Source organism: Nonomuraea sp. 3-1Str, from assembly GCF_031570565.1.
Taxonomy (GTDB): Bacteria; Actinomycetota; Actinomycetes; order Streptosporangiales; family Streptosporangiaceae; genus Nonomuraea.
This window is the reverse complement of record NZ_JALHBK010000001.1, coordinates 408,015-432,221: the sequence shown is the minus strand read 5'-3', so window position 1 is coordinate 432,221 and position 24,207 is coordinate 408,015. Positions and strand designations below refer to the sequence as shown.

28 protein-coding genes are annotated in these 24,207 nt (G+C 72.0%); 15 read left to right on the top strand and 13 right to left on the bottom strand.

What is annotated here, in order from left to right; translation table 11 throughout:
* Positions 1-5: 5 nt before the first annotated feature.
* From MTP10_RS02350 to MTP10_RS02320, 7 genes are read right to left on the bottom strand one after another with little or no spacing between them, the layout of a single operon-like run.
* Entirely contained in the window at positions 6-1,184 is a 1,179-nt protein-coding gene (locus tag MTP10_RS02350; RefSeq protein WP_310707259.1) for an ABC transporter permease, read from the bottom strand.
* Positions 1,184-1,903: an ABC transporter ATP-binding protein gene (locus MTP10_RS02345; protein WP_310707258.1), complete on the bottom strand. Its 720-nt coding sequence runs from the start codon at positions 1,901-1,903 to the stop codon at positions 1,184-1,186. The genes MTP10_RS02350 and MTP10_RS02345 overlap by 1 nt, the downstream gene beginning before the upstream one ends.
* Positions 1,896-3,662: a peptidoglycan-binding protein gene (locus MTP10_RS02340; RefSeq protein ID WP_310707257.1), complete on the bottom strand. Its 1,767-nt coding sequence runs from the start codon at positions 3,660-3,662 to the stop codon at positions 1,896-1,898. Before MTP10_RS02340 ends, MTP10_RS02345 begins: the two co-directional genes overlap by 8 nt.
* A gap of 7 nt (positions 3,663-3,669) precedes the next feature.
* Positions 3,670-4,587, bottom strand: coding sequence for a hypothetical protein (locus MTP10_RS02335; protein ID WP_310707256.1), 918 nt, complete (start codon positions 4,585-4,587; stop codon positions 3,670-3,672).
* A gap of 33 nt (positions 4,588-4,620) precedes the next feature.
* Positions 4,621-5,505 carry a hypothetical protein gene (locus MTP10_RS02330; protein WP_310707255.1) on the bottom strand — a complete coding sequence of 295 codons (885 nt, stop codon included), beginning with the start codon at positions 5,503-5,505 and terminating at the stop codon, positions 4,621-4,623.
* Positions 5,502-5,825, bottom strand: a complete 324-nt coding sequence (locus MTP10_RS02325; protein WP_310707254.1) for a PadR family transcriptional regulator — start codon at positions 5,823-5,825, stop codon at positions 5,502-5,504. Before MTP10_RS02325 ends, MTP10_RS02330 begins: the two co-directional genes overlap by 4 nt.
* Positions 5,826-5,874: 49 nt before the next feature.
* Entirely contained in the window at positions 5,875-6,741 is an 867-nt protein-coding gene (locus tag MTP10_RS02320; RefSeq protein ID WP_310707253.1) for a CPBP family intramembrane glutamic endopeptidase, read from the bottom strand.
* Between the two features lie 133 nt (positions 6,742-6,874).
* Here MTP10_RS02320 and hemL point away from each other — a divergent pair, with 133 nt between their 5' ends.
* Positions 6,875-8,164 (top strand): glutamate-1-semialdehyde 2,1-aminomutase, encoded by a 1,290-nt coding sequence (gene hemL / locus MTP10_RS02315; protein ID WP_310707252.1) that lies wholly within the window; start codon positions 6,875-6,877, stop codon positions 8,162-8,164.
* 113 nt (positions 8,165-8,277) lie between these two features.
* Here the strand turns inward: hemL and MTP10_RS02310 are convergent, their stop codons facing one another.
* Positions 8,278-9,033 (bottom strand): neutral zinc metallopeptidase, encoded by a 756-nt coding sequence (locus MTP10_RS02310; RefSeq protein WP_310707251.1) that lies wholly within the window; start codon positions 9,031-9,033, stop codon positions 8,278-8,280.
* 144 nt (positions 9,034-9,177) lie between these two features.
* Complete coding sequence (locus tag MTP10_RS02305) at positions 9,178-9,750, bottom strand: TetR/AcrR family transcriptional regulator (protein WP_310707250.1); 573 nt, start codon at positions 9,748-9,750, stop codon at positions 9,178-9,180.
* Positions 9,751-9,846: 96 nt separating this feature from the next.
* Between MTP10_RS02305 and MTP10_RS02300 the strand changes: the two genes are divergently transcribed.
* Complete coding sequence (locus MTP10_RS02300) at positions 9,847-10,215, top strand: DUF4267 domain-containing protein (protein WP_310707249.1); 369 nt, start codon at positions 9,847-9,849, stop codon at positions 10,213-10,215.
* Between the two features lie 36 nt (positions 10,216-10,251).
* On the top strand, positions 10,252-10,749 hold the full coding sequence (locus tag MTP10_RS02295; RefSeq protein WP_310707248.1) for a cupin domain-containing protein: 498 nt from the start codon (positions 10,252-10,254) through the stop codon (positions 10,747-10,749).
* A gap of 39 nt (positions 10,750-10,788) precedes the next feature.
* Here the strand turns inward: MTP10_RS02295 and MTP10_RS02290 are convergent, their stop codons facing one another.
* Positions 10,789-11,691, bottom strand: coding sequence for an EamA family transporter (locus tag MTP10_RS02290; RefSeq protein WP_310707247.1), 903 nt, complete (start codon positions 11,689-11,691; stop codon positions 10,789-10,791).
* Positions 11,692-11,874: 183 nt separating this feature from the next.
* Here MTP10_RS02290 and MTP10_RS02285 point away from each other — a divergent pair, with 183 nt between their 5' ends.
* From MTP10_RS02285 to ccsA, 6 genes are all read left to right on the top strand, one after another.
* Positions 11,875-12,795 (top strand): LysR family transcriptional regulator, encoded by a 921-nt coding sequence (locus MTP10_RS02285; RefSeq protein ID WP_310707246.1) that lies wholly within the window; start codon positions 11,875-11,877, stop codon positions 12,793-12,795.
* A 57-nt stretch (positions 12,796-12,852) separates the two neighbouring features.
* Entirely contained in the window at positions 12,853-13,494 is a 642-nt protein-coding gene (locus MTP10_RS02280; protein ID WP_310707245.1) for a histidine phosphatase family protein, read from the top strand.
* Between the two features lie 89 nt (positions 13,495-13,583).
* Complete coding sequence (locus MTP10_RS02275) at positions 13,584-14,177, top strand: TlpA disulfide reductase family protein (protein WP_310707244.1); 594 nt, start codon at positions 13,584-13,586, stop codon at positions 14,175-14,177.
* The gene (locus MTP10_RS02270; RefSeq protein WP_310707243.1) at positions 14,170-14,892 is read left to right on the top strand and encodes a cytochrome c biogenesis protein CcdA; all 723 of its coding nucleotides are present in this window, start codon (positions 14,170-14,172) and stop codon (positions 14,890-14,892) included. The genes MTP10_RS02275 and MTP10_RS02270 overlap by 8 nt, the downstream gene beginning before the upstream one ends.
* Complete coding sequence (locus MTP10_RS02265) at positions 14,892-16,472, top strand: cytochrome c biogenesis protein ResB (protein ID WP_310707242.1); 1,581 nt, start codon at positions 14,892-14,894, stop codon at positions 16,470-16,472. The genes MTP10_RS02270 and MTP10_RS02265 overlap by 1 nt, the downstream gene beginning before the upstream one ends.
* On the top strand, positions 16,462-17,403 hold the full coding sequence (gene ccsA, locus MTP10_RS02260; protein ID WP_310707241.1) for a cytochrome c biogenesis protein CcsA: 942 nt from the start codon (positions 16,462-16,464) through the stop codon (positions 17,401-17,403). The genes MTP10_RS02265 and ccsA overlap by 11 nt, the downstream gene beginning before the upstream one ends.
* Before the next feature lie 133 nt (positions 17,404-17,536).
* On the opposite strand, the gene MTP10_RS02255 is transcribed toward ccsA, so the two are convergent.
* On the bottom strand, positions 17,537-17,842 hold the full coding sequence (locus MTP10_RS02255) for a PLD nuclease N-terminal domain-containing protein (protein ID WP_310707240.1): 306 nt from the start codon (positions 17,840-17,842) through the stop codon (positions 17,537-17,539).
* A 185-nt stretch (positions 17,843-18,027) separates the two neighbouring features.
* Here MTP10_RS02255 and MTP10_RS02250 point away from each other — a divergent pair, with 185 nt between their 5' ends.
* Positions 18,028-19,065: a hypothetical protein gene (locus MTP10_RS02250; protein WP_310707239.1), complete on the top strand. Its 1,038-nt coding sequence runs from the start codon at positions 18,028-18,030 to the stop codon at positions 19,063-19,065.
* 10 nt (positions 19,066-19,075) lie between these two features.
* The gene (locus MTP10_RS02245) at positions 19,076-19,429 is read left to right on the top strand and encodes a hypothetical protein (protein WP_310707238.1); all 354 of its coding nucleotides are present in this window, start codon (positions 19,076-19,078) and stop codon (positions 19,427-19,429) included.
* Between the two features lie 140 nt (positions 19,430-19,569).
* Here the strand turns inward: MTP10_RS02245 and MTP10_RS02240 are convergent, their stop codons facing one another.
* Entirely contained in the window at positions 19,570-19,791 is a 222-nt protein-coding gene (locus MTP10_RS02240) for a BldC family transcriptional regulator (RefSeq protein WP_026214226.1), read from the bottom strand.
* 255 nt (positions 19,792-20,046) lie between these two features.
* On the opposite strand from MTP10_RS02240, the gene MTP10_RS02235 reads away from it, so the two are divergent.
* Positions 20,047-20,265, top strand: a complete 219-nt coding sequence (locus tag MTP10_RS02235) for a DUF4229 domain-containing protein (protein ID WP_310707237.1) — start codon at positions 20,047-20,049, stop codon at positions 20,263-20,265.
* Here the strand turns inward: MTP10_RS02235 and MTP10_RS02230 are convergent.
* Positions 20,262-21,470: a hypothetical protein gene (locus MTP10_RS02230; RefSeq protein WP_310707236.1), complete on the bottom strand. Its 1,209-nt coding sequence runs from the start codon at positions 21,468-21,470 to the stop codon at positions 20,262-20,264. The genes MTP10_RS02235 and MTP10_RS02230 overlap by 4 nt on opposite strands.
* Before the next feature lie 78 nt (positions 21,471-21,548).
* Between MTP10_RS02230 and MTP10_RS02225 the strand changes: the two genes are divergently transcribed.
* The 3 genes from MTP10_RS02225 (at position 21,549) to MTP10_RS02215 (ending at position 24,207) form a co-directional block, all read left to right on the top strand.
* Complete coding sequence (locus MTP10_RS02225) at positions 21,549-22,265, top strand: demethylmenaquinone methyltransferase (RefSeq protein ID WP_310707235.1); 717 nt, start codon at positions 21,549-21,551, stop codon at positions 22,263-22,265.
* A 207-nt stretch (positions 22,266-22,472) separates the two neighbouring features.
* Positions 22,473-23,735 (top strand): geranylgeranyl reductase family protein, encoded by a 1,263-nt coding sequence (locus tag MTP10_RS02220; protein ID WP_310707234.1) that lies wholly within the window; start codon positions 22,473-22,475, stop codon positions 23,733-23,735.
* Positions 23,736-23,811: 76 nt separating this feature from the next.
* A complete protein-coding gene (locus MTP10_RS02215; RefSeq protein WP_310707233.1) occupies positions 23,812-24,207 on the top strand; it encodes an NADH-quinone oxidoreductase subunit A in 396 nt (131 codons plus the stop codon).

Sequence of the window (24,207 nt, the reverse complement as noted above, 5' to 3'; positions counted from 1 at the left end):
GGCCGCTACCTGAGCGCGTCCACCGGCTCCATCCGGGCCGCCCGCAGCGCGGGGTGCAGCCCGGCCAGCAGGCCCACCAGAGCGCCCGCCACCGGCGCCGCGACCGCCAGCCGTACGTCCAGGAGCGGCGTCCACTCCTTGGCCGCCGAGACGGCCACGACGGCGACCATGCCCGCGCTCGCCCCGATGACGCCGCCGGTCAGCCCGGTCAGCGTCGACTCCAGCAGGAACTGGGCCGCGATGTGCCGCCTGGCCGCGCCGAGCGAGCGGCGCAGGCCGATCTCGGCGACCCGCTCCATGACGGTGACGAGCGTGACGTTGGCGATGCCGACCGCGCCGACGAGCAGCGAGACCAGGCCGAGGATGAGGAAGAGCGCGTTCACGTCCTCCTGCGCCTTGTCCCTGGCCCTCGTCGGACTGGGCGGCGCGACCACCTGCAGCATGGCGCCGTTGCCGGGGCTGAGCGCGGCCGGGGCCTGCCGGGCGATGAGCCCCGCGGCGCCCAGCTCGGTGTTGACCAGCACCCGGGAGACGTCGCCCAGCCCGAAGCGCCGGCCCGCCGTCGGCGGCACGATCACCGAGGTGCTCAGGTTCCGCTCGCGGCGCAGGTCGCCGAGGACGCCGACGACCGTGTAGGCGTGCCCGTCGATGAAGATCGCGGGAGCGCGGTCGAGCCGGGTGACGCCGAGCATCCTGGCCGCCTGGTCGCCGATCACCGCGACCCTGTCGCCGCGCGCGACGTGCCCGGCGTCGTAGAACCTGCCCCGCACCATCCGGCCGCGCACCGCCTCCGGCAGCCCGGGGGACGCGGCCAGCACCGTCAGGCTCTGCGTGGTGACCCTGGCCGGGTCCACGAGGTCGTTGGAGCGTACGGACCGGTTGGCGCCGTCCCTGTCCTCGGCCAGCGCGGCGGCGGAGACCACGCCGCGCAGCCTGGTCAGCCGGTCGATCGCGTCCCACTCCACCAGGGGCACGTGCCCGGCCGCCGGCACCTCGACCGTGATGGCCGTGGCCACCAGCTCGTCGAAGCGGCCGACGATCTGGTTGCCCGCGGTGGCGGCCACGCCGAGCGTGACGACCAGCGTGGTGATGCCCAGCACGGTGCCGAGCGTGGTGAGCGCCGAGCGCACGGGCCTGGCGAGCAGGCCGGCGACGGCCTCGCCGATCAGGTCGCGGACGTCCATCACTCCTCCACGAGGATGCCGTCGGTGATCCGGACCCGGCGCCCGGCCCGCTCGCTGACCTCCTGCTCGTGCGTGATGACCACGATCGTCAGGCCCTCCGCCCGCAGCTCGTCGAACAGGTCCAGCACGGCCTCGGTGTTGCGGCTGTCGAGGTTGCCCGTCGGCTCGTCGCACAGCAGCAGCGACGGCTCGGCCATGAGGGCCCTGGCGATGGCCGTGCGCTGGCGCTCGCCCCCGGACACGCGGCCGGGCGGGAAGTCCACCCGGTGCCCGAGGCCGACACGCTCCAGCGCCGCCAGGGCCCGGTCTCGCCGGCCTTCGCGCGGCCGCCTGGTGTAGATCTCGGCGAGCATGACGTTCTCCAGGACGCTGCGGTGGGCGAGCAGATGGAACGCCTGGAAGACGAAGCCGAGGCGCTCGCCGCGCAGCCTGGTCCTGGCCGCCTCCCGCAGCGTCGTGGTCTCCGTGCCGTCCAGCCGGTAGCTGCCCGAGGTGGGCCGGTCGAGCAGGCCCAGCACGTTGAGCAGCGTGGACTTGCCCGACCCGGAGGCGCCGATGATCGCCAGGTGGTCGCCCCGGCCGACCCGGAGCGAGACGTCCGACAGGGCGCGGACCGGCGGCTGCGCCGGGAAGTCCCGGCACACGCCCGCCAGCTCGATGACCGGCTGCTCGATGGCCGGCTGCTTGCTGCCCGGCTGCTCGCTGACCTGCTCAGGCAACGCCCACCACCACCCGGTCGCCCTCCTTGAGCGCGCCGGTGACCTCGACGTCGCCGTCGGCGGTCAGGCCCGTGCGCACCTCCACGTCCCTGGTCCGGTCGGTCGCGTACTCGACCCGTACGCGGGCCCTGCCGTCGGCCGACGTGGTCACGGCGGCCACCGGCACGACCAGCACCGGCTCGCCGGTCGCGCCGACCGTCACCCTGGCCGTGACCGCGGTGCCCGACAGGCCCTTGAGCCCCTTCGCCGAGGCCGGCGTCAGCAGCACCGGCTGCGCGCCGTCCGCCGGCGCCTCCTTGCCGGGCTGCTTCGCCTCCTCGCCGACCGCGGTGAGCGTCGCCGGGTACGTCCTGCCCGTGTCGAGCTCGACGGCCGCCTCCATGCCCGCGCGCAGCAGGCCGGACTCGGCGGCCTCGACCGAGCCCGTCACCGTGAAGGTCGAGCCCGTCACCGTGGCGACCTCCTTCTCGATCTGCTGCCCGGCCTTCACCGACGTCTTCCGCACCTGGGCGGGCAGCCTCGGCAGGAACACCACCTCGCCGGGCGGGACGGAGGTGCCGTACGTGCGGGCGAACTCGGCCAGCATCCCCCGGGCCGCCGCCACGTCCTTCCGGGCGTTGGACACCTTGAGCCTGGTGGGGGAGAGCTGCCTGGCCTGGCGCAGCGCCTGCCGGGCCGTGGCCAGCGTCTCCTTCGCGACGCGCACGGCCTTGCGCAGCTCCTCCGCCTTCGTCTCGCGGGTCAGCCCGGCCTCCTCCAGGATCCGGCCATGGGCCTCGCGGGCCGCCGCCAGATCGGCTTCGGCGTTGGCCACCCTCAGCTCCGGCAGCGACGTGTCGGCGGGGGGCTGGGTGAGTGCGGTGGTGGGCTGCGGCGTGGCCGCGGGAGTGCCGGTCGGGGTGCCCGACGGGGCGCCGGTCGGGGCTCCGGTGGGCCGGCTCCTGGCCGCGGCGAGCGCCTGCCGGGCCTCCAGCAGCTTCTCCTCCGCGGCGCGCACGGCCGCGTCGGCCGCCGCCAGCCTGGCGTCGTCCTCGGGCGTCAGCCGCCGCCCCGTGGCCGCCTTCAGCGCGCTCTGCGCCGACGTCAGGTCCGCCTCGGCGTTGCGGACCTTGAGCTTCAGCGGCAGGACGTCACGTCCCTGGTCGAGCGCCTGCTTCTCGGTCGCGAGCGTCTCCTCCGCCGTCTGCACGGCGCGGCGCAGCGTGTCGTACGCCTGCCGGTCGGCGAGCGTGGGCCGCTGGGCCTCGTACCCCTTCCTGGCGTACATCCTGGTCACCGCGGCGGCGGTCGCCCGGTCGAAGACGCCCGAGACCCGCGCGCCGTACCCGAGCCTGCGCAGCGCCCGCTGCAACTGCTCGACGTCGTCGCCCTTCGTGCCGGGCGCCATCGTGCGGTGCATGGGCACGGACCCGCGCAGCGCGAACACCGGCCGGCCGTTGACCTCCATCAGCACCGCGCCCTCGGCCAGCCGGCCCTGCCGGGGAGCCCGGGTGACCCGCTGCAGCTCGGCGGTGCCGCCGACCACTCCGGCGAGGCTGATCGGCAGCGGCGAGCCGTACTCCAGGGTGCCGCTGACCACGACGGTGCTGACGAGCTTGCGGCGCTCGACGGCGGCGGTGACGAGCGAGGGGTTCGGCGCGGCGCGGCGGGCCGCCTCGTCGGCGGGGGAGCGCAGCCGGGTGCTGACCGCCCAACCGGCGCCGGCGACGACCACGACGCCGGTGAGGACGCCGGCGAGGAGCTTGCGGGGGGACTTCACGGGCGCGTCACGTGCCGTACTGGTCGCTGATCCGCTGGACGATCGCGGCCTGCTTCGGCATGTACGCCCGGTAGAAGTCCTTGCCGCACTCCAGGTCGTCGAGGGCCGCTTTGATCTCCTTGGCGAGGTACGGCCTGGCCTGCTCGGGGGTGAGCGTCGGCGCGTACGTCATCGGCAGCTCACCGTCCTTCGCCGGAGGAGCGACGTCGGGCACGTCGTCGAGCTGCTCGCGCCCCAGCCTGTCCTCCTGGGCGAGGAACGCCTTCTGGCCGCTTTCGTTCATGGCGACCGGCGAGGTGTCGCCGACGGTGTAGCCCTTGCCCTTCAGGCACGTGGCCATGGCGGCGGCCAGCTCCACCATGTCGGGGTCACCGTTGATCGCGCCCTTGAGCGCTCGGTTCATGGCCCGGTTCTGGGCGTTGTACAGATCCATCTCGGACTTCACCTTCAGGCCGAGCACCTGGCCGACCGCCGTGGTCATGCAGGTGTCCTTGGCCTTCCGGTAAGCCTTCGTCTGCGCCTCGGAGAGCCCGGACTGGATCTTCATGTTGGGGTCGATCTCGGCGTCGTCGGGCTTGACCTGCGGGTTGCCCATCTCCTTGGGGTAGACGTGCATGGCGAACACCCCAAAACCGTATTTTTCGCGGTATTTCCGCAGCGCCTGGTAGTCGCCGGAGGTGCGCTTGCGCGACTCCTCGGTGTCCGGCCCCTGCGACGTCACGTGTGGGACGTACTTGAAGCCCTGCTGCTTCATGCAGTCGGCCTTGGCCGCTTCGAGCTGGTGTCGCTTGTCCATGGGAGACGCGGCGCCTGGCGTGCTCGACGGGGCGGGGCGGGCGCTCTCGGCGGCGCTCCCGCAGCCGCCGAGGACCGCCAGCGCGGCCACGCCGAGCACGGCGAGAGCCGGACGGGATCGTGTGAGCATGGCGAGGACCATACTCCGTTAAACGGAGTATGGTCAATCCAGGCAATGCCTCCGCTGCCGGTACGGGGCGAGGGCGGAGACCAGGGTCAGCAGGACCAGCAGGCCCCAGTACGCGATGTGCTGCCTGGTCAGCCCGTTCACGTGCAGGATCAGCTCGCCGGAGGCGACCGGCAGGTAGACGCCCGAGGCCAGTGCCCAGCGCAGGTCGCGGGCCAGGTACGCGCCCGTCGCGGCCAGCCCGAGCGCCGCCAGCTCCACCGCCACCCGGCTCAGGCTGAGCGGGACCGTGTTGTCCTCAGGAAGCCACTGCGGCCCGGCCCAGGCGACGGCCACGACCGCGGCCCACCACCACCATGACCTGGCCCTCAGCGGTTGCCCGCGCCAGGCGAGCACCACCAGGCCGGACAGCGCGACCGCGTATCCCGCTCCCACCACGAACGGGCTGCTCGACGCGAACAGGCCCCGGTCGGCGAGCCATGACGGGGAGACCGGCAGCAGGGTGAGGTCGAGCATCGCCCGGCCGCCCGCGATCGCGACCGCCTTGACGGCGACGACAGCGGTGAGCGGGATCGCCGCGCGCACCCGTCCGCGCAGGGTCGCCAGCAGCGCCAGCGCCGACAGCAGCGTCCACGCCGGCAGCGAGCCCACGTACGGCAGCAGCGCCGCCAGGTTCGTCGCGGCCACGGCCGTGACGCCCAGATGCAGTCCGTCCGCCCACGCGCTGCCCGTCGCCTGGTGGACGATCCGGCTGCGGACGCCGCCCACGAGCAGGCCCCACGTCTCCCGGAGCTCCGGGTACGAGCGGCCGGGCCCGGCGGACTCCAGCAGGACGTCCAGCAGCTCGTCACCGTGCGCCGCGCGGTACTTCCTGGGATAGGCGAGCAGCAGCCTGCGGTAACGCCGCTCCAACGCCGTCATGCGCCGGACGGCCGCAGCACGAGGGAGGCGGCCGCCTGCATCCGCCTGGCCTCGGCCTCCACCAGCGCCTGACCCTCGTCGGTGATCCTGAAATAGCGCCGGTTGCGGCCGTTGACCGTCTCCTCGCGGTCCACGGTGATGACGCCGCGCTCGTTGAGCCGCTCCAGGATGCCGTAGAGGGTGCCGACCGAGGGCTGGACCCGGCCCCCCGACAGATCCTTGATCGACTTGCTGATGGCGTGTCCGTGCAGCGGGCCGCCGCGCAGCGCGGCGAGCACGAAGTACATCGGCTCGCTGACTTCCGAGGTTCCTCTGGGCATGAGGGGACGTTATTCCGTTGAACGTAGCGTCGGCAACGCCGCGAGCGGGTCAGCGGCCCAGCAGGATCGGCACGTACACCAGATTGACCAGCGTGTGGATCAGGATGACCGCCCAGATGTTGCGGTAGCGCGCCCACAGGTAGCCCTGCATGAGCCCGAACACGCCCTGGAAGGCCACGATGGTCGCCACGCCGAGCGCGGGCGCCGCGGGCGGGATGTGGCTGGTGTGCAGGGACGCGAACAGCAGGGACGACGCCATGACGGCCGGCCACCGGCCGTACAGCGCCTCCAGTCGGGTCTGCAGCCAGCCCCGGTAGAAGATCTCCTCCAGCACGCTCGCGGTGAGCAGCGTGACGAGCGAGGCCACGGCGAGGGTGACCGGGTCGGGCAGGTTCTGGCTCAGGGGCACGGCGAGCGGGCTGACCTGCGCCAGCAGGAACCACGCGACGATCGCGGGCAGCGGCGCGAGCCAGGTGACCGGCGCGGGGATCGCCCTGGCCTTCGGGCCGTCCCCGCGGAACACCCGGAAGACGACCAGCGGGACGACGAGCAGCAGCAGGACCTTGACCGGCGGATACAGCAGGTCCAGGCCGCCGCGCGCGATCGGGGCCACGCACGCGAAGAGCACGGCCGCGGCCACGAGCGCCCACGCCTCCTTGAGCAGCCGGTCCCTGCGCAGCTCGGCCAGCGGCGCCGGCGGCTCCCTTCTCGGCGGCACCAGGCGGGCCAGCGCCATCGCCGCGAGCGGCGGCAGCGCGGCGCCCCACAGGGAGAGCCGGGACGCGCCGGGGTCCGCGGAGGGGGTCACGCCGGTGTGGCCGGTCGCGATCAGCCCGGCGTACGCCGCGGCGAAGGCAGCCAGGGCCAGGCCGGTGAACAGGCCGGTGGGTGAGAGGCGGGATGCGGGCGTGGTCACGGTGCCGATCGTCGCGGACGCGCTGCGCTGGTGTCCTCCTCTCACCGGCCGATCACGTCTACATATTTCGGGGTACGAGGAGACGGGCCTGCCGGGGCTGGCACCACCGCCCCCCACGGCTAACCTGGAGCGCGTGAGCCGTACACAGAAGTCCGAGGACCTGTTCAACCGCGCCCGCGCCCTCGTGCCGGGAGGCGTCAACTCGCCGGTCCGCGCGTTCGGCGCGGTCGGCGGGACCCCGCGATTCATGGCGTCCGGCGAGGGCCCCTACGTCACCGACGTCGACGGCAACCGCTACGTGGACCTCGTCTGCTCCTGGGGGCCGATGATCCTCGGCCACCGCCATCCGGCCGTCGTGGAGGCGGTGTCGGAGGCGGTCTCGCACGGCTTCGGGTACGGCACGGCCACCGAGGGCGAGGTCGAGCTGGCCGAGGAGATCGTCGGCCGGGTCGGCCCGGTCGAGCGCGTCCGCCTGGTCAGCTCCGGCACGGAGGCGACGATGAGCGCCGTGCGCCTGGCCCGCGGTTTCACCGGCCGCTCCAAGATCATCAAGTTCGCGGGCTGCTACCACGGGCACGTCGACGCGCTGCTCGCCGCGGCCGGCTCGGGCGTCGTGACGTTCGGGCTGCCGGACACGCCGGGCGTCACGGGGGCGTCGGCCGCCGACACCATCGTGCTGCCGTACAACGACATCGAGGCGGTGGAGGCGGCGTTCGCGGCGGCCGAGATCGCCTGCGTCATCACCGAGGCGTGCCCCGCCAACATGGGCGTCGTCCCGCCGCGCGACGGCTTCAACGCGCGGCTGCGCGAGCTGTGCACCGCCCACGGGGCGCTGCTCATCGTCGACGAGGTCCTCACCGGCTTCCGCGTCTCACCCGCCGGCTGGTACGGCCTGGACCCGGTCGAGGCCGACCTGATGACCTTCGGGAAGGTCATGGGCGGCGGGCTGCCGGCGGCGGCCTTCGGCGGCCGGGCCGACGTCATGGCCCACCTCGCGCCGGAGGGGCCCGTCTACCAGGCGGGCACGCTGTCGGGCAACCCGCTGGCCGTCGCCGCCGGCCTGGCCACGCTGCGCCTCCTCGACGAGGCCGTCTACGCCAGGGTCGACGCCGCGGCCCTGGAGGTCGGCCGGGCGGCCTCGGAGGCGCTGGCCGCCGAGGGCGTGCCGCACCGGCTGCAGCGGGCCGGCAACCTGTTCTCGATCTTCTTCACCGACGCCGACGTGACGGACTTCGACCAGGCCCGCACCCAGGACGTCGCCGCCTACCGCGCCTTCTTCCACGCGATGCTGGACCAGGGGGTCTACCTGCCGCCGTCGGCGTACGAGGCGTGGTTCCTGTCGGCGTCGCACGACGAGGAGGCCGTGGGCCGGGTGGCCGAGGCCCTGCCCGTCGCCGCCAAGGCCGCCGCCGCCACCCGGTAGCCCTCGCCCGGTCCGGCTACCGAAGGGCCCGCAACCTGCGTCGCGACCCGCGGGTGGGGCTCTTCTCGGCGCCCGCCGACGGAGCGTCGCAGGCGATCATCGGGGGCGGCCGGTCAGGAGACCTTGGAACTCGGTGCCGTCCAGGTGTTGCACGCCTGCGGCGAGGCGGCGCGGAAGCCCTTGTCGAGCCAGGCGGCCATGTTGCGGCCCTTGCCGTGGTCGGCGGCCTTGGTCCACTCGTCGCCGCTCTGCCGGGTCACGTACAGGAGGTCCTTCCAGTCGTCCTCCGTGCGGTCCAGGGACGCCCAGACGCTGCCGACGAACGCGCCGCCCAGGCACTCGGCCTGGAGCTCGTAGCGCCGGATCTGCTCGTTCAGCTCTTTCTTCCCCTTGTACGGGTAGCGGTCGAACGCCGCGTCCATACCGGTGATGTTCTGAATATGGTGGCCGTATTCATGCGCGGCCACCTGGAACAGGAACAGGTCCCAGGGATCGTCGAGGGTGTCGTCATCGAGGAGGACGACGAAGCGCCGCTCGGCGCCGCAGTATGTCGCCGCGGTGTACTTGCCCCAGGCGTGCCCGCAGTATCGCCGCGGCTTGGTGATGAATCCGATCCGGGCTTTCCTGAACGGCAGGCCGGCGCGCTCGAAATGAGCCTCCCAGGAGGCGTTGAGGCAGTTCAGCACGGTCGTGAGGTACCGCTTGGCGGAGGGGACGTCGTTGCGCTTGACGTCCCGCTCGCGGCATCGGCTCGGTTCGAGGTCGCCGGTGGCGTACAGCTTGTTCTTGGTGAGGTCCGGGTCCCTGATGGGGTAAACGGATGCCTGAGCCGTTCCGGACAGCAGAAGGGAGAAAAGCGTGCATGCCACAACAAGGGGGGTTAAACGCATGAAGGGCATCTTAGGCTCAGATGACCTTGATTGCCGACCATATTCGCGAAGGCCGCTGTCGGCGAATGAATGGCCGCCTAACCCGTAAAGGGCATTTGTTGCCGACCGCGCCCGCGCGGGGTCTCAGCGGGTGAAGCGGCGCAGGAAGAGGGCGACCCGCTGGGGATGCTGCTCGCAGGGCAGCCTGCCGCCCCGCGTGAGCGTCGCCAGCCCGTGCAGGCCGCTCCACAGCGTCTCCACCAGCAGGCCCGGGTCGTCGTCGCCCGCCACGGGCCGGACGGCTTCGAGCAGCTCGTCGAAGGTGGCGTGCAGGGCGGCCGGCGCCTCAAGCGTGGCGAACGGCAGGTCCACGGCCTGGCTGAACATGGCGTCGTACAGCGCGGGCCGCTGCTCGGCGAACGCGGAGTAGGCGGAGGCGACGGCGGCGAGGGCCCGCGTGGGCTCGCGGGCCGTGGCGCGGGCCGCGCGCAACGCCGCGGCCAGGTCGGCGAACCCCTCCACGGCGACCGCGGCCATGATGGCGTCCTTGCCCTTGAAGTGGCTGTAGAGCACCGGCTGGCTGTACTCGACGCGCTCGGCGAGGCGGCGCGTGGTCACCGCCGCCCATCCCTCGGTCTCGACGATCTCCCGGGCCGCTTCGATGATCAGCCGCTCGCGTTCCGCACGCTCGCGCTCTCGGCGCGTCCGAATCGACATACCTCGACTCTAGCGCCGCTAGCGTTTCTGTCTACGCTCTGATAGTGTCGATCTCGTTGCTAGCGCCGCTAGAAAGCGTATCGAACGGAGATCGCCGTGCTCACCCCCATCGCCTACGGGCTCGCTGTCGTCCTCGACCTGCTCATCCTCTTCATCGGCATCCGCTTCCTCACGCAGCCCCAGGCCGCCGCCGCGGGTTACGGCGTCCCGGCCAAGGACGGCGACTCCGCCTACCTGACGATCAAGGGCATGCGTGACGCCACCTACGGCCTCGTGGGTCTGGCCCTGCTGTTCTTCGTGGGAGTCCGCGCCGAGGCGTGGTTCATGCTCGTGGTCGCGCTCCTGCCGCTGGTGGACACCGTCATCGTCCTGCGTCACGGCGGCACCAAGGCGGTGGCCTTCGGCATCCACTTCGCCACCGCCGTGGCCGTGCTCGTCAGCGCCGTCCTGCTCTTCCTCGTCTGAGTCGCAACCCCCCTACGCCACGCAAGGAGTCCCCAGATGTCTCTCGTCGTCCCCAGCTTCAGCGAGTCCGTGATCGTCCGCTCCGCCGAGGCCGAGGTGATCGGCCGGGCCCCGACCACCATCCGCCTGCTGGCCGACAGCGGCTCCACCGGCGGCGCGCTGTCCACCCAGCGCGTCACGCTGGCCGACGGCGCCGACGGCGCCAAGCCGCACCACCACGCCGGATCGGCCGAGCTGTTCTACGTGCTGGACGGCACCGCCCAGCTCCTGTCCGGCGAGCAGGTCGTGACGGCCGAGCGCGGTGACCTGGTCGTCGTGCCGCCGAACGTCGCGCACGCCTTCGCCGCCGCGCCGGGCGAGGACGCGGACCTGCTCATCGTCATCACGCCGGGCGTCGAGCGGTTCGAGTACTTCCGCCACCTGGAGCGCATCGCGTACGGCAAGGTGCCGCCGGAGAGCCTGCTGGAGGTCCAGGAGCTCTACGACACGTACTTCAGGACCAGCGAGACCTGGGACCGTGCCCGTACGGCATGACCCCGCCGCGGGACCCCGGCCGGCTCGGCCGAGCGGGGGTCAGGGGCGTGGCGCCGGCGTCCGCAGCGCGGAGGGCGCCGGCGACAGGGAGGCGTGCCCCCGGGAACGGGGGCGGCTCCCGGCGTACAGGACGCCCGCCACGATCAGCGCCCCGGCGGCCAGCTTGGGCCACGACAGCGGCTCGCCCGTCAGCAGGGCCGCGGACGACAGGCCGAAGACGGGCACGAGCAGTGTGTACGGCGCGACGGTCGAGGCGTCGTAGCGGCGCAGCAGGTAGCCCCACACGCCGAATCCGCCCAGCGTGGACACGAAGGCCACGTACGCCAGGGACAGCCAGCCCTCCGCCGGGACGGCGAGGCGCGGCGGGCCCTCCACGAGGAGGGACAGCGCGAGCAGTGGGGGCGCCGACAGGGCGCTCACCCACACCATGAACCGCAGCGAGTCGGGCGGCGCGGCCTTGCGCTGGATGACGTTGCCGAGGCCCCAGGCCGCCGCGGCCGCCACGCACAGGGCGAAGGCGCCGGCGGGCCCCGAGAGGCCGAAGTCGAAGGCGACCAGGGCGAGCCCGGCGAAGGCCACGGCCAGGCCGGTCGCGCGCCGCGCGGTGAGCCGCTCGCCCAGCAGCAGCACCGCGAAGATCACGGTGAAGACCACCTGGGCCTGAAGGACCAGGGAGGTCAACCCGGCGGGCATCCCGGCCCGCATGCCCATAAGCAGCAGGCCGAACTGCCCGACCCCGATGGCCGCGGCGACGCCGGCGACCCAGCGCCACGGCACCTGGGGCCGCCCCACGAGGAGCAGGGCGGGGTACCCGGCGAGGGCGAACCTGAGCCCGGCGTACAGCAGCGGCGGGAAGTGCCGCAGGCCCACCTGCATCACCACGAAGTTGACGCCCCATACGGCCGCGAGGCCGATGGCGAGCGCCAGGTGACGCGGGGTCACGCAGCGCGCGGCTTCCGGTAGCGGACGCGCTGCTCCTTGGCCTGCTCGGCCAGGGTCTGGAGGTAGGAGAACGAGGGGGCGGACTGCTTCTTCTGCTTAAGGATTCGCATGCATATATTTTCCAACGCTACAGAGTGAAGGACAAGCGAGACTTTCTACGCTAAACCCTTTAGGCTGGCTTACATGTTGGACCTGAACCGGCTCAAGGCTCTGCACGCCGTCCACGTCTACGGATCGGTGGGCGCGGCGGCCGACGCCCTCATGGTCACGCCCTCGGCGGTGTCCCAGCAGATCGCCAAGCTCGAACGCGAGACCGGCGCCCGCCTGGTGGAGCGCAACGGCCGGGGGGTGCGGCTCACCGACGCCGCGGGCCTGCTGGCCGAGCACGCCGAGCGCATCCTCGCCCTCGTGGAGACCGCCGAGGCCGACTTCGAGGCGCTGCGCGGCGCGGTCGTGGGCCGCCTGCAGATGGGAGCCTTCCCCACGGCGACCCGCGGGCTCATGCCCGGCGCGCTCACGGGACTGCGCGCCCGCCACCCCGACCTCCAGGTCGTGCTCAACGAGCGCGAGCCCGAGCGCGTGGTGCGCGAGGTGGCGCGGGGCGAGCTGGACCTCGGCGTCATCCAGGACTGGATGAACCGCCCGATGGCCATCCCCGACGGGCTGTCCAAGGCGACGCTGCTCGACGACATCGCCGACGTGGTGCTGCCCAGCGGCCACCCGCTCGCGGGCAGCAGGGAGATCGAGCTGGCCGCGCTGAGCGGAGAGCAGTGGATCAGCTCCTCGCCCGGCACGGTCTGCCACGACTGGCTCGTCTTCACGCTGCGCAGCGCCGACCTGGAGCCGGACATCTCCTGCATGGCCGACGAGTACCCGACGCAGATGGCCCTCGTCGCGGCCGGCCTCGGGTGCGCGATCATCCCCAGGCTGGGCCGGGACCTCGTGCCCGAAGGGGCCACCGTCGTGCCGCTGCTGCCCCGGCAGTCGCGGCGGATCTACGCGATCTGGCGCACGGACGCGGCCCGCCGCCCCGCCATCAGGGCCGCGGTGGACGCCCTGACCCACGCCAGCCGCACCCACGAGAACGCCTGGGCCACCGTCTGAAACGCCGGGAACCACGCTGCCGGCGTCAAGGGCGGAGCGGATAGGCTGTGGCTCATCATGGCTGAAACCACCGTCGTCCACCTGATGCGTCACGGCGAGGTGCACAACCCCAACGGCATCCTCTACGGCCGGCTCCCCGGATACCACCTGTCCGACACCGGACGGCTGATGGCCGAGACCGTCGCCAAGGCGGTGGCCTCACGTGACATCGTCGCCCTCTACTGCTCCCCGCTGGAGCGCGCCCAGGAGACCGTGGCACCCCTGGCGGCGACGCTCGGCCTGGAGGTCACGACCGACGAGCGGCTGATCGAGGCCGCCAACCTGCTCGAAGGCCGCATGGTCGGGCAGGGGCTGACGATCCTCCGCAACCCGCGCAACTACCGCTACTTCTGGAACCCCATGCGCCCGTCCTGGGGCGAGCCGTACCCCGTGATCATCAAGCGGATGCGCTCGATCGTGGAGGAGGCCAGGGACGCGGCCCGCGGCCACGAGGCGGTCCTGGTGAGCCACCAGCTCCCCATCTGGGCGATCCGGATGGCGGCCGAGGGGCGCCGCAGACTCTGGCACGACCCGCGGCGCAGGCAGTGCGCGCTGGCCAGCCTCACCACATTCACGTTCGAGGGCAACCGCCTGGTCAGCGTCGGCTACAGCGAGCCGGCCGGCTCGCTCGTCAAGGGGCCGACGATCCCGGGGGCCTGATCCTCTCGCGGCGCCCCAGCGTCCTGGGCGGCCGGCCCCGCCGGTAGAGTTGCAAGCTCTACCGCTTGTAGTGCAAGGAGATCTTCCCCGTGCGCGCGAAGTCCGTCTCCATCGGTTCCGCCGGCCCGCTCGCCCTCGTGGCCGTCCTGGCCGTAACGGCCACGGGCTGCGCCGGCAGCCAGAACGGGCAGCCCCAGGCGGGCGACACGCGCTTCGTCGCCGGCGACGGCACGATGCAGGTGTTCGCCGCCGCCGAGCGCAAGGCCGCGCCCGCGATCCAGGGGCAGACGCTCGACGGCGGCACCGCCTCCCTCGCCGCGCACAAGGGCAAGGTCGTGGTGCTCAACTTCTGGGCGTCCTGGTGCGGGCCCTGCCGGGCCGAGGCGCCGGTGCTCAAGGACGTCGCCGCCAAGACCAAGGGCTCGGGCGTCGAGTTCGTCGGCATCGACTTCAAGGACCGCCAGGCCGACGCGCTGGCCTTCGAGCGCACCGAGCAGACCGGCTACCCGAGCATCTTCGACCAGCCGGGCAAGGTGGCGCTGGCCTTCCAGGGCACGGTCCCGCCCGCCGCCATCCCGTCCACGCTGGTGATCGACGAGCAGGGCCGCATCGCCGCCCGCGCGCTCGGCGCCGTGCGCTACCAGGACCTGATGGACACCGTGACCAAGGTGCGCGATGAGTGACGTCGTCGCCTCCGGCTCGCTGCTGCTGGCCGTGCCGATCGCGGTCCTCGCGGGGGTCGTGTCGTTCCTGTCGCCGTGCGTGCTGCCGCTGGTGCCGGGCTACCTGTCGTACGTGACCGGCATGAGCGCCGACCCGAAGCGGGGGCGGCTCGTGCTGGGCACGGCGCTGTTCGTGGCCGGGTTCGCGGTGGTGTTCGTCGCCGGGGGGGCGCTGTTCGGCGGGCTCGGCTCGATGATGATGGTCAACGCTGACGTCATCACGCGGGTGCTCGGCGTCGTCACGATCCTGCTCGGGCTGGCTTTCCTGGGCGTGCTGCCCGGGCTCATGCGCGATGTGCGCATCCACCGGCTGCCGGCCGCGGGGCTGGCCGGCGCGCCGCTGCTCGGGGTGGTGTTCGGGCTGGGCTGGACGCCGTGCATCGGCCCGACGCTGGCCGTGGTGCTGGCGCTCGGGCTCAACGAGGGCAGCGCGTCCCGGGGCGCCCTGCTCGCCGTGGCGTACGCGCTGGGGCTGGGGCTGCCGTTCGTGGCCGCCGCCCTGGCCTACAGCAAGGCGCTGCGCACGTTCCGCGCCGTCCGCCGGCACAGCCGGCTGATCACCCGGATCGGCGGCGGCATGATGGTCGCCGTCGGGCTGCTGCTCGTGACCGGCCTGTGGGGAGAGATGATCGCAAGCATGCAGGGGCTCGTCGGCGGGTTCAGGCCGGTGATCTGATGGCGGTCAAGGAGCTGGAGAAGGAGCAGGCGCCGCGGCCCGCCGGCTTCGGCGCGCTGGGCTGGGCGCGCTGGGCCTGGCGCACGCTCACCTCCATGAAGACGGCCCTCATCCTGCTGTTCCTGTTCGCGCTCGCCTCGGTGCCCGGCTCGCTGGTGCCGCAGCGCGGCGTCGAGCCCGACAAGGTCGCGCGGCTCTTCCAGCAGAACCCGGCCCTCGCCGAGTGGTACGACCGCTTCCAGCTCTTCGACGTCTTCACCTCGGTCTGGTTCGCCGCGATCTACCTGCTGCTGTTCACCTCGCTGGTGGGCTGCATCATTCCGCGCACCGCCACCTACTTCCGTGAGGTGCGCCGCCGGCCGCCCGCCGCGCCGCGCAACCTGGCGCGGCTGCCGCACCACGCCGCCTTCGCCGGCGACCTGACGGTCGAGGAGGCGGCCCGGCGGCTGCGCGCCCGCCGCTTCCGGGTCGAGACCGGCGACGGGTGGGTGGCCGCCGAGAAGGGCTACCTGCGGGAGACGGGCAACCTGCTCTTCCACATCTCGCTGCTCGGCCTGCTCGTCGCGGTCGGCATGGGCTCCCTGTACGGCTACCGGGGCAACGTGCTCGTCGTCGAGGGCGACGGCTTCGCCAACACCGTCGCCAACTACGACCGGTTCATCCCGGGCCGCGAGGTGTCGGCCGAGTCGCTGGAGCCGTTCTCGTTCGAGCTGAAAGATTTCAGGGCGACCTACCAGGTCCAGGGCGACAAGCGCGGCCAGGAGCTCGACTACTCGGCGTACCTGCGGGTCAACGACTCGCCGACGGCGCCGGCGCGCGACTACGAGCTGAAGGTCAACGAGCCGCTGGAGATCAACGGCACGCAGACGTACCTCATCGGGCACGGCTACGCGCCCGTCTTCAAGGTCACCGACGGCCAGGGGCAGGTCGCCTTCGACGGGCCGGTGCCGTGCCTCATCGAGCACAAGCCCACCCTCACCTCGGGCTGCGTGGTCAAGGCGCCCGACGCCCGGCCCGGGCAGCTCGGCTTCCTGCTGAGGTTCCTGCCGACGAGCGTGCCGCTGACCGACGGCACCTACGCCTCCGCCTTCCCCGGCGAGCTCCAGCCCGAGGTGCAGGTGCTCGGCGCGTTCACCGGCGACTTCGGCGTGCGCTCCGGCCGCCCCCAGTCGGTGTACCAGCTGGCGCCGCAGGACCTCATGAAGAAGCTCAAGCCGCTCGTCATGGGCACCTCCGTGCCGAAGCCGCTGCCCGTGGGCCAGTCGCTCGACCTGCCGAACGGCGCCGGCAAGCTGCAGTTCACCGGGGTCAAGGAATGGATCACCCTCCAGGTCGCCTACGACCCCGGCCGGGTGCCCGCGCTGCTGGCCGCCGCCCTCGCGACGGTGTCCATCGCGGCGTCGCTGACGATGCGCCGCCGCAGGGTGTGGGTGCGGATCGGCGGCACGGACGGTTCCGGCGAGAAGGGCGCGGTCGAGGTGGGCGGCCTGACCCGCACCGAGGGCTCCGCCGCGGGCTTCGCCGAGGAGTTCGACGACATCGTGAAGGTTCTATCTGCTGGAGACAAGGATGTCCGCTGACCGACTGGCCGAGGTGAGCGACCTCTTCGTCGTCGCCGCGGTGCTGCTCTACCTGTTCTCCATGGTCGGCTTCGCGCTGGAGCTGGCCTTCGGGCGGGCCCGGGCCGACGCTCCGGCCGCCCGCGCCAAGGTGCCCGTCACCGTGGGCGGCGGCGACACCGGCGACGCGGACGCGGCCGTACCCGCCGGGGTGGAGCCGCCGAGCTGGGCGCCCAAGGCGGGCGTCGCCGCGCTCGGGCTGGGCTGGCTGGGCTGGGCGGCCAACCTCGCCGCCATCGTCACCCGCGGCCTGTCCGTGGGCCGGTGGCCGTGGGGCAACATGTACGAGTTCGTGGTGGCGATCTGCTTCGCCGCGGTGACCACGTTCCTCGCCATCCAGTTCCGGCAGAACGCGCGCTTCCTCGGCGCGTTCGTCATGGTGACGGCGACGCTGGGGCTCGGCTTCGCGGTCAAGGTCCTCTACACGGCCGCGGGCCCGGTGGTGCCGGCGCTCAACTCGTACTGGGTGGCCATCCACGTCACGGCGGCGATCCTGGCGAGCGGCCTGTTCATCCTCGCGGGCGTCGCGGGCATCCTCTACCTGGTGCGCGGCGACGGCCTGTCACGGCTGCCGTCGCGGGCCGACCTGGAGCGGGTGGCGCACCGGGTGATCGTCCTGGCGTTCCCGGTGTGGACGTTCGCCGTCATCGCCGGCGCGCTGTGGGCCGACAAGGCGTGGGGCCGCTACTGGGGCTGGGACCCCAAGGAGGTCTGGGCGTTCATCACCTGGGTCGCCTACGCTGCCTACCTGCACGCGCGGGTCACGGCGGGCTGGCGCGGCCGGGCGGCGACGATCGTGCAGCTCATCGCGTTCGCCTGCCTGCTGTTCAACCTCATCGGCGTGAACATCTTCATCAGCGGGCTGCACAGCTACGCCGACGTGAGTTCGTGAGCCGGAGGGGCGGGCGGGAGGGGGGTGCCTTCGCTTCGCGGGGGCGCCGACCGGCCCGTCAGCCGGCCGGCCGATGAATCAGCCGGCCGATCACTGAGCCGGCCGATCACTGAGCCGGTCAGCCGTCAGGCGGTCAGTCGTCGCCGCGCATGCGGCGGTCGAGCTCGCGCAGGAAATCGGGGTCGTCGTCGGGGCCCTTGGGGATGGGGGCGGGAGCCGCGTCGGGCCGCCGCCGGGGCGCCCGCTCCGCCGTACGCGCGCTCTGGGGGCGGCCGAGCAGCATCCAGAACAGCCCGCCCGCGAAGGGCACCAGCACGACGATCAGCAGCCAGAGGGTCTTGGGGACGTTCCTGACCTCCTCCTCGGGGGTGGTGATGAGGTCGAACAGCGAGTAGAGCCAGAAGGCCAGCAGCGCCAGGCCGATTACGACACCTGCCATGCCCGAACTGTAAGCCATCTGCGACGTGATCGTGTCAGCCACATGCACCATTTCGGGTGACTCGCGATGATCCGCGTCGTACCGTGGAACAGATTCGGCGGAGCCCCTCGCCGGGCGGCGCCCCACGGCCGTCCGGCGGCTCGCGCGGGCGCCACGGCGTGGAGAGGTGCGCGTGGAGAGGTGCGATGGCCTTTTCTAACGACAAGGGCCGCCATCGGCGGGGTCGTTGGTGGCGGCGTGGCTCGTACCTCTTCTCCCGGCGCAGCGAGGCGCCCCCGGACGCCGACCGCTCCTTCTGGGCCTACGGCGCCCCGTCCCTCCGCCGCCCGGACCGCCCGGTACAGGAGTCGCCACGCGAGTCCTCCCGCGGGCCCGAGAGCCGCTCCTTACGTGACCGGCTGGAGCGGGACCGTCTGGAGCGTGACAGGGCGGCTCGCGAGGCGCACCGGGCGCCGCCGGGGCAGGGCGAGACGTCCCGCCTGTGGGAGCGGCGGCGCAGGTGGGAGGCGCCCGAGCGGTTGCCCGCCGCCGTGGTGGAGCGCCCCCAGTACACCTGGTACGACTTCGAGCTCGACGACCTGCCGCCCAGGGCCCAGCCGAATCGGCCTGACGCCCCGTCCCTGGGCGACGGGCTGCGTCACTGCGGCAGGCTGGAGGCGGTCCTGCACCGCCAGTGGGACGCCCGGCTCGGCCCGCCGACGCCGGAGGTGATCCGGGCCGTGGAGAGCCTCGCCAGGCTCCCGGAACGGCTCAAGGACCTGCTGGCCGACGGCCTGGAGGGCATCTACGTCGGCCACGGCGGCGTCCCGGACCTCGACGACATGGGCTACCTGCGCGGCGCCCCACTGCCCTCGGGCCGCGCCACCTGGGACATCTGCGCCGGCGCGTACGGCGACCGGAAGATCGTGGTGGGGGACCGGCCGTCGCCGACGCCGGACGTGATGATGCACGAGGTGGGTCACGCCATCGACGACATCGACTCGACGTACGGTGACTGGGTGTCCGACTCGGCGGAGTTCGTGGCCCTGTACGAGCAGGCCACGCCGCTGCTGGCCTCGGCCTTCCACCGGCAGGGAGGCGGCCTCGGCCGCAAGGAGTTCTTCGCCGACGCCTTCGCCGCGATCGCCTCGCGGCAGCGCCCGGCGCTCGTCGACATGCTGAACGGCGACACGCGGATGGCGCTCGACGTCATGCTGTTCTTCAACCGGCGCTACGGAATCTAGGTGATCAGCCATGTACGTCATCCGGCTCGCTGACGGGACCCTGCGCGTGCCGCGGACCCTGACCAGCGAAGACGGGCGCCTCATCGCGAACGCGTACGTGGACCTCGAACCCGGCGACCCCGACTACGACCGGTGGCTGCCGGAGTCGCTGACCGAGGACGAGCTGGCCGAGCGGCGCGGCAGGTGGCAGGCGGGCAACGACGAGCTGGAGCGGGAGTTCCTGGCGTACCGGGCGGAGCAGCTGGGGGCGGAGAACGCGGGGCGGACCCGGGCGGAGCAGCTGGGGGCCGAGAACGCGGGCCGGGCGGAGCAAGTCGGGGCGGAGAACGCGGGGCGGGCCAGGATGGAGCAGGAGGAGACCTAGCCGCGCGGCCGGTGGCCGGGGAGGACGGTCCTGGACAGGCGCCAGCCACGGTCAGCGGTTGGCGCCCGGCGTGCCGTACCTATCCAGAACGGCATCCCGCCGCGGTGATCCTGGCGCGCAGGATCACCGAAGACGGAACGTCAGACGCGCGGGGACTCGCCTGCCGGCCGATCGGCCGTAAGGACGTCCTCGCCTCGCAGAAGGGCGTGCACTTCCGACTCGCGGAAGCGCCGGTGCCCTCCGGGGGTGCGGATACTGCTGATGCGGCCTGCCGCAGCCCAGCGCGTAACCGTCTTTGGGTCTACCCGGAAGAGGGCGGCAACCTCTCCTGGGGTCAGCAGACGCTCGCTGCTACTCTCCACCAATCTCTCCCCCTCGCATCCCGCTTCCTGCCAGCGGGCGGACAGGTAACAAGTGTGTCGAGCGAAGCCTGATTTATCCGTGGTTTTCGACAAAGATCACGGGTTGTTATCAGCTGACTGCCCGATTGTTATATGATAGAGCCTCTTTGGGGCTCTCGTGGGTGTTTCTTTACGAAACTCCCTGACTGGGAACAGTAGCAGCGCTCGCGCCGGATGCGAAGAGCGACCGCACTAGCCGGCGAGTAACCTCGACGTGTGCGTCCCGTTCTCGTTTACACCGCGTCGCGGATCGGTCTGTTTATCGTGACCATGGGTCTGCTGTACCTGCTCGGCCTGCAAAACATCTTCTTGCTGCTGCTGGCGTCTTTCTTCGTCAGCGGCTTCGCAAGCCTGGTGGTGCTGTCCAAGCAGCGAGACGCCATGAGCACGCGCCTGTCCAACAAGATCAACCGGCCGAAGCCGCACGACGACTAGGGCAGGGGGAACATGCCAATCCGGGCATGGTACTCCCGTCCGAGTCTCGTCGTGTCGCTACCAACCAGTAGTCCGCCGGGGTGGGCCAGAAACGCCTTCACCCCGATGCCGCGCTCCCGCCCGGGATTCCAACTGAGCGCCTTACCTGTCATCGGATGAATGGCCGCGATCCCCTCACGGGGCACCGCGCCCGGTCCGGCCGAGTCGTGGCCGCCGGGATTGTTCATCCAGCGCTGGTGGCCGCCCACGTAGACGGCCGCCCCGGTGACCGACACCGCGTAGAGCGAGTCGCCGCCGGTGCTGTTGACCCAGGTGGGCCGCACCTCGGAGGCCGTCGCGTACGTCTCGAACCTGGCGGCCGAGTCGCACAGCCGGCCGCTGCGCGGTCCTCCCGTGGTGACGACCACGAAGTAGCGGCCGTCCGGTGAGACGTCGAGCCCCCGCACGTACGAGGGGAACGCACGCATGCACGCGGGCGCGTACGCGGTGGTCCGCCAGGGTGCGACCCGGGCCGTGGCGCCGGCGACGTCGATCAGCCCGAGCTGGGGCCGTGAGCGCCCGCCCAGGGTGGTGAAGCTGCCGTCGACCACCAGCCGGTCGGCCGACGCGGCCAGCGCGGTGACCTTCACCTTGGGCGTCAGCGGAGCCCCCGGTGTGATCGCGAAGCGCGGGTCGGCCGCCCCGGTGACGGCGTCCAGCCGCGCCAGCGCCGTGCGGGGCCCGGTGAAGTCGCCTCCGGCGTACACCTGGGAGCCGCGCCGGGCCAGCGTGGTGACCATGCCGCCCGTGACCCGCGGCGCGAAGCCCGGCACCGCCGAGCCGTCGGCCAGCCTGAGCCGCGCCAGCGGCCCCAGGGGGGCGCCGTCGACCTCGGGGAAGTCGCCGCCCACGTAGACCGTGCCGTCGTCGCCGGCGGCCAGGGCGTGGACGGGGCCGTCGACCTCCGGCGCGAAGCCGGGCAGGATCCGCCCGGTGGCCAGGTCGTAGGCGAACAGGTTGTCGCGCGCCACCGTGCCGGACCGGTCGGCGCCGGAGACCTCGGTGAACGAGCCCCCCACCACCACGGTGCCGCCGACCAGCGCGATCGCGTTCACGATGCCGTCGAGGACGTGCGGCGTGGTGTCGACCGGGTCGGCCGACACCACCCGGGCGTGCGCGACGGGGGCGGTCGCGAGGAGCGCCGCGAGTGTGACTCGGGAAAACATTCGCCAAGTTTTAGCAGACTCTTCGTGGTCATACGCTTACTTTCCGTTGCTTGTCGCCGTGGCCATAGGCTTGGTCCCATGACGCGTGCTCAGTTGGACAAGCAGCCGGACCAGGTCGCCGCGATGTTCGATCGCACCGCCCGGCGCTACGACCTCGTCAACGATGTGCTCACGCTGGGCCAGGTGCGCCTGTGGCGCAAGGCCGTCGCCCACGCTGTCGACGCGGGACCCGGCGAGCTGGTCCTCGACCTCGGCGCCGGCACGGGCACCTCGACCGACACCTTCACCACGCTGGGAGCGCGCGCGATCGCCTGCGACTTCTCGCTGGGCATGCTCCACACCGGTGTGCGCAGGCGCGGGGGCAACGCGCTGAGCGGGCCGGGCGTGCCGTTCGTCGCGGGCGACGCGATGCGGCTGCCCTTCGCCGACGACTCCTTCGACGCGGTGACCATCTCGGTGGCGCTGCGCAACGTCCACGACACCGCCCAGGCGCTGCGCGAGATGCTGCGGGTCACCAGGCCGGGCGGGCGCCTCGTGGTGCTGGAGTTCTCCCGCGTGACGGTGCCGGCCTTCGATCTCGTCTACCGCCAGTACCTGATGCGGCTTCTTCCCGTGGTGGCCCGCGTCTTCGGCTCCAACGGCGCCTCCTACGACTACCTCGCCGAGTCGATCAGGGACTGGCCCGACCAGGCGACCCTGGCCCGCACGATGCAGGGGGCCGGCTGGGGGCGGGTGGCCTGGCGCAACCTGGACCTGGGGATCGTGGCCATCCACCGGGGGTTCAAACCGGCCTGAGCCGGGTCCACGATGCGGGACACGCCGGGACGGGGTTGAGCGAAATTCGCTTCCGGCGACGGTTTGGTCAAAGCGGCAGGCCCCGACTGCCACTATGTACCGGAAAAGCGTTAGACTGCGGGCCGACAAGTTTGTGAAGGGGTTCACAAAGGAACGAAGGCGCCAGACACCCCGAGGCCTTCGAGCGTGTAGGACAGGAACAGTCCAGTGACCGTGCCCACAGCCAGAAAGCCTGACGACGATGCCGACGTCATCGTCGTCGGCGCCGGTCCCGCCGGTTCCGCCACCGCTTTCCACCTCGCCCGGGCCGGGCTCGACGTGCTGCTTCTGGAGAAGACCACCTTCCCCCGGGAGAAGGTCTGCGGCGACGGGCTGACGCCCCGCGCGGTCAAGCAGCTGATGAACATGGGCATCGACATCGACGCCCCCGGCTGGGTGCGCAACAAGGGCCTGCGGGTCGTCGGCGGCGGCCTGCGTTTCGAGCTCGACTGGCCCCAGCTGGAGCGCTTCCCCGACTTCGGCCTCGTGCGCACCCGGCAGGACTTCGACCAGATCGTCGCCGCCAACGCCGTCAAGGCCGGGGCGCGGCTGATGGAGGGCGTCAACGTCAGCGGCCCGGTCCTCGACGACCGCAGCGGCCACGTGGTCGGGGTGACGACCAAGGACGGCGCCACCTACCGGTCCCGGATCGTGGTGGCCGCCGACGGCAACAGCACCCGGCTGGCCCTCGGCATGGGGCTGCACAAGCGCGAGGACCGCCCGATGGGCGTGGCCGTGCGCACCTACTTCACCAGCCCCCGCCACGACGACGACTACCTGGAGACCTGGCTGGAGCTCTGGGACGACGAGACGCTGCTGCCCGGCTACGGCTGGGTGTTCGGCGTCGGCGACGGCACCGCCAACGTCGGCCTCGGGCTGCTCAACACCAGCGCCCAGTTCAAGAACATCGACTACCGCGACCTGCTCAAGCGGTGGTGCAGGGCGATGCCCGCCGAGTGGGGCTTCACCGAGGAGAACATGACGGCCCCCATCCGCGGCGCCGCGCTCCCCATGGCCTTCAACCGGCAGCCCCACTACACGCGCGGCCTCGTCCTGGTCGGCGACTCCGGCGGCGCGATCAACCCGTTCAACGGCGAGGGCATCGCGTACGCCATGGAGACCGGCGAGATCGCGGCCGAGGTCATCGAGCGGGCCCTGCGCAGGGACACGACGCCCGCCCAGCGCGAGCGCACCCTGCGCGCCTATCCTGACGTGCTGAAGGACGCCTACGGCGGGTACTTCACCCTTGGCCGGTGGTTCGTCGAGGCCATCGGCAAACCCGGCGTCATGAGCTTCGGCACCCGCCATGGTCTGCCGCACCCGAGGCTGATGCGCTTCGCGCTCAAACTCCTTGGTAATCTCACCGACCGGCGGGGCAATGCGTCAGACAAGATCATCAACGCACTCTCGAAGGTCGCGCCGCCAGCATGAATCCCGCACACACCCGGCACATCCATAGACCAGGCTGCGCGCCCGCGCGCGCGGCGACTCCAGAGGAGGCGTAGCGATGGACCTTTACGTGCCCATCCTGGTGCTCGCCGTTCTCGCGGGGGGCTTCGCGATCTTCTCGGTCGCCATCGCCCCCTTCACCGGACCCAAGCGCTGGAACCGCGCCAAGCTTGACGCCTACGAATGCGGCATCGAGCCGACGCCCCAGCCGGTCGGTGGCGGACGGTTCCCGCTCAAGTACATGGTGACCGCGATGCTCTTCATCGTGTTCGACATCGAGATCATCTTCCTCTACCCGTGGGCCGTGTCGTTCGCCCCGCTGCACGGCGACGACGGCCGTGTGCTCGCCTCGGGCCTCGGCATCTTCGCGCTGGTCGAGATGCTGCTGTTCATCGTCACCGTGCTCGCGGCCTACGCGTACGTGTGGCGCCGCAAGGGTCTGGACTGGGACTGA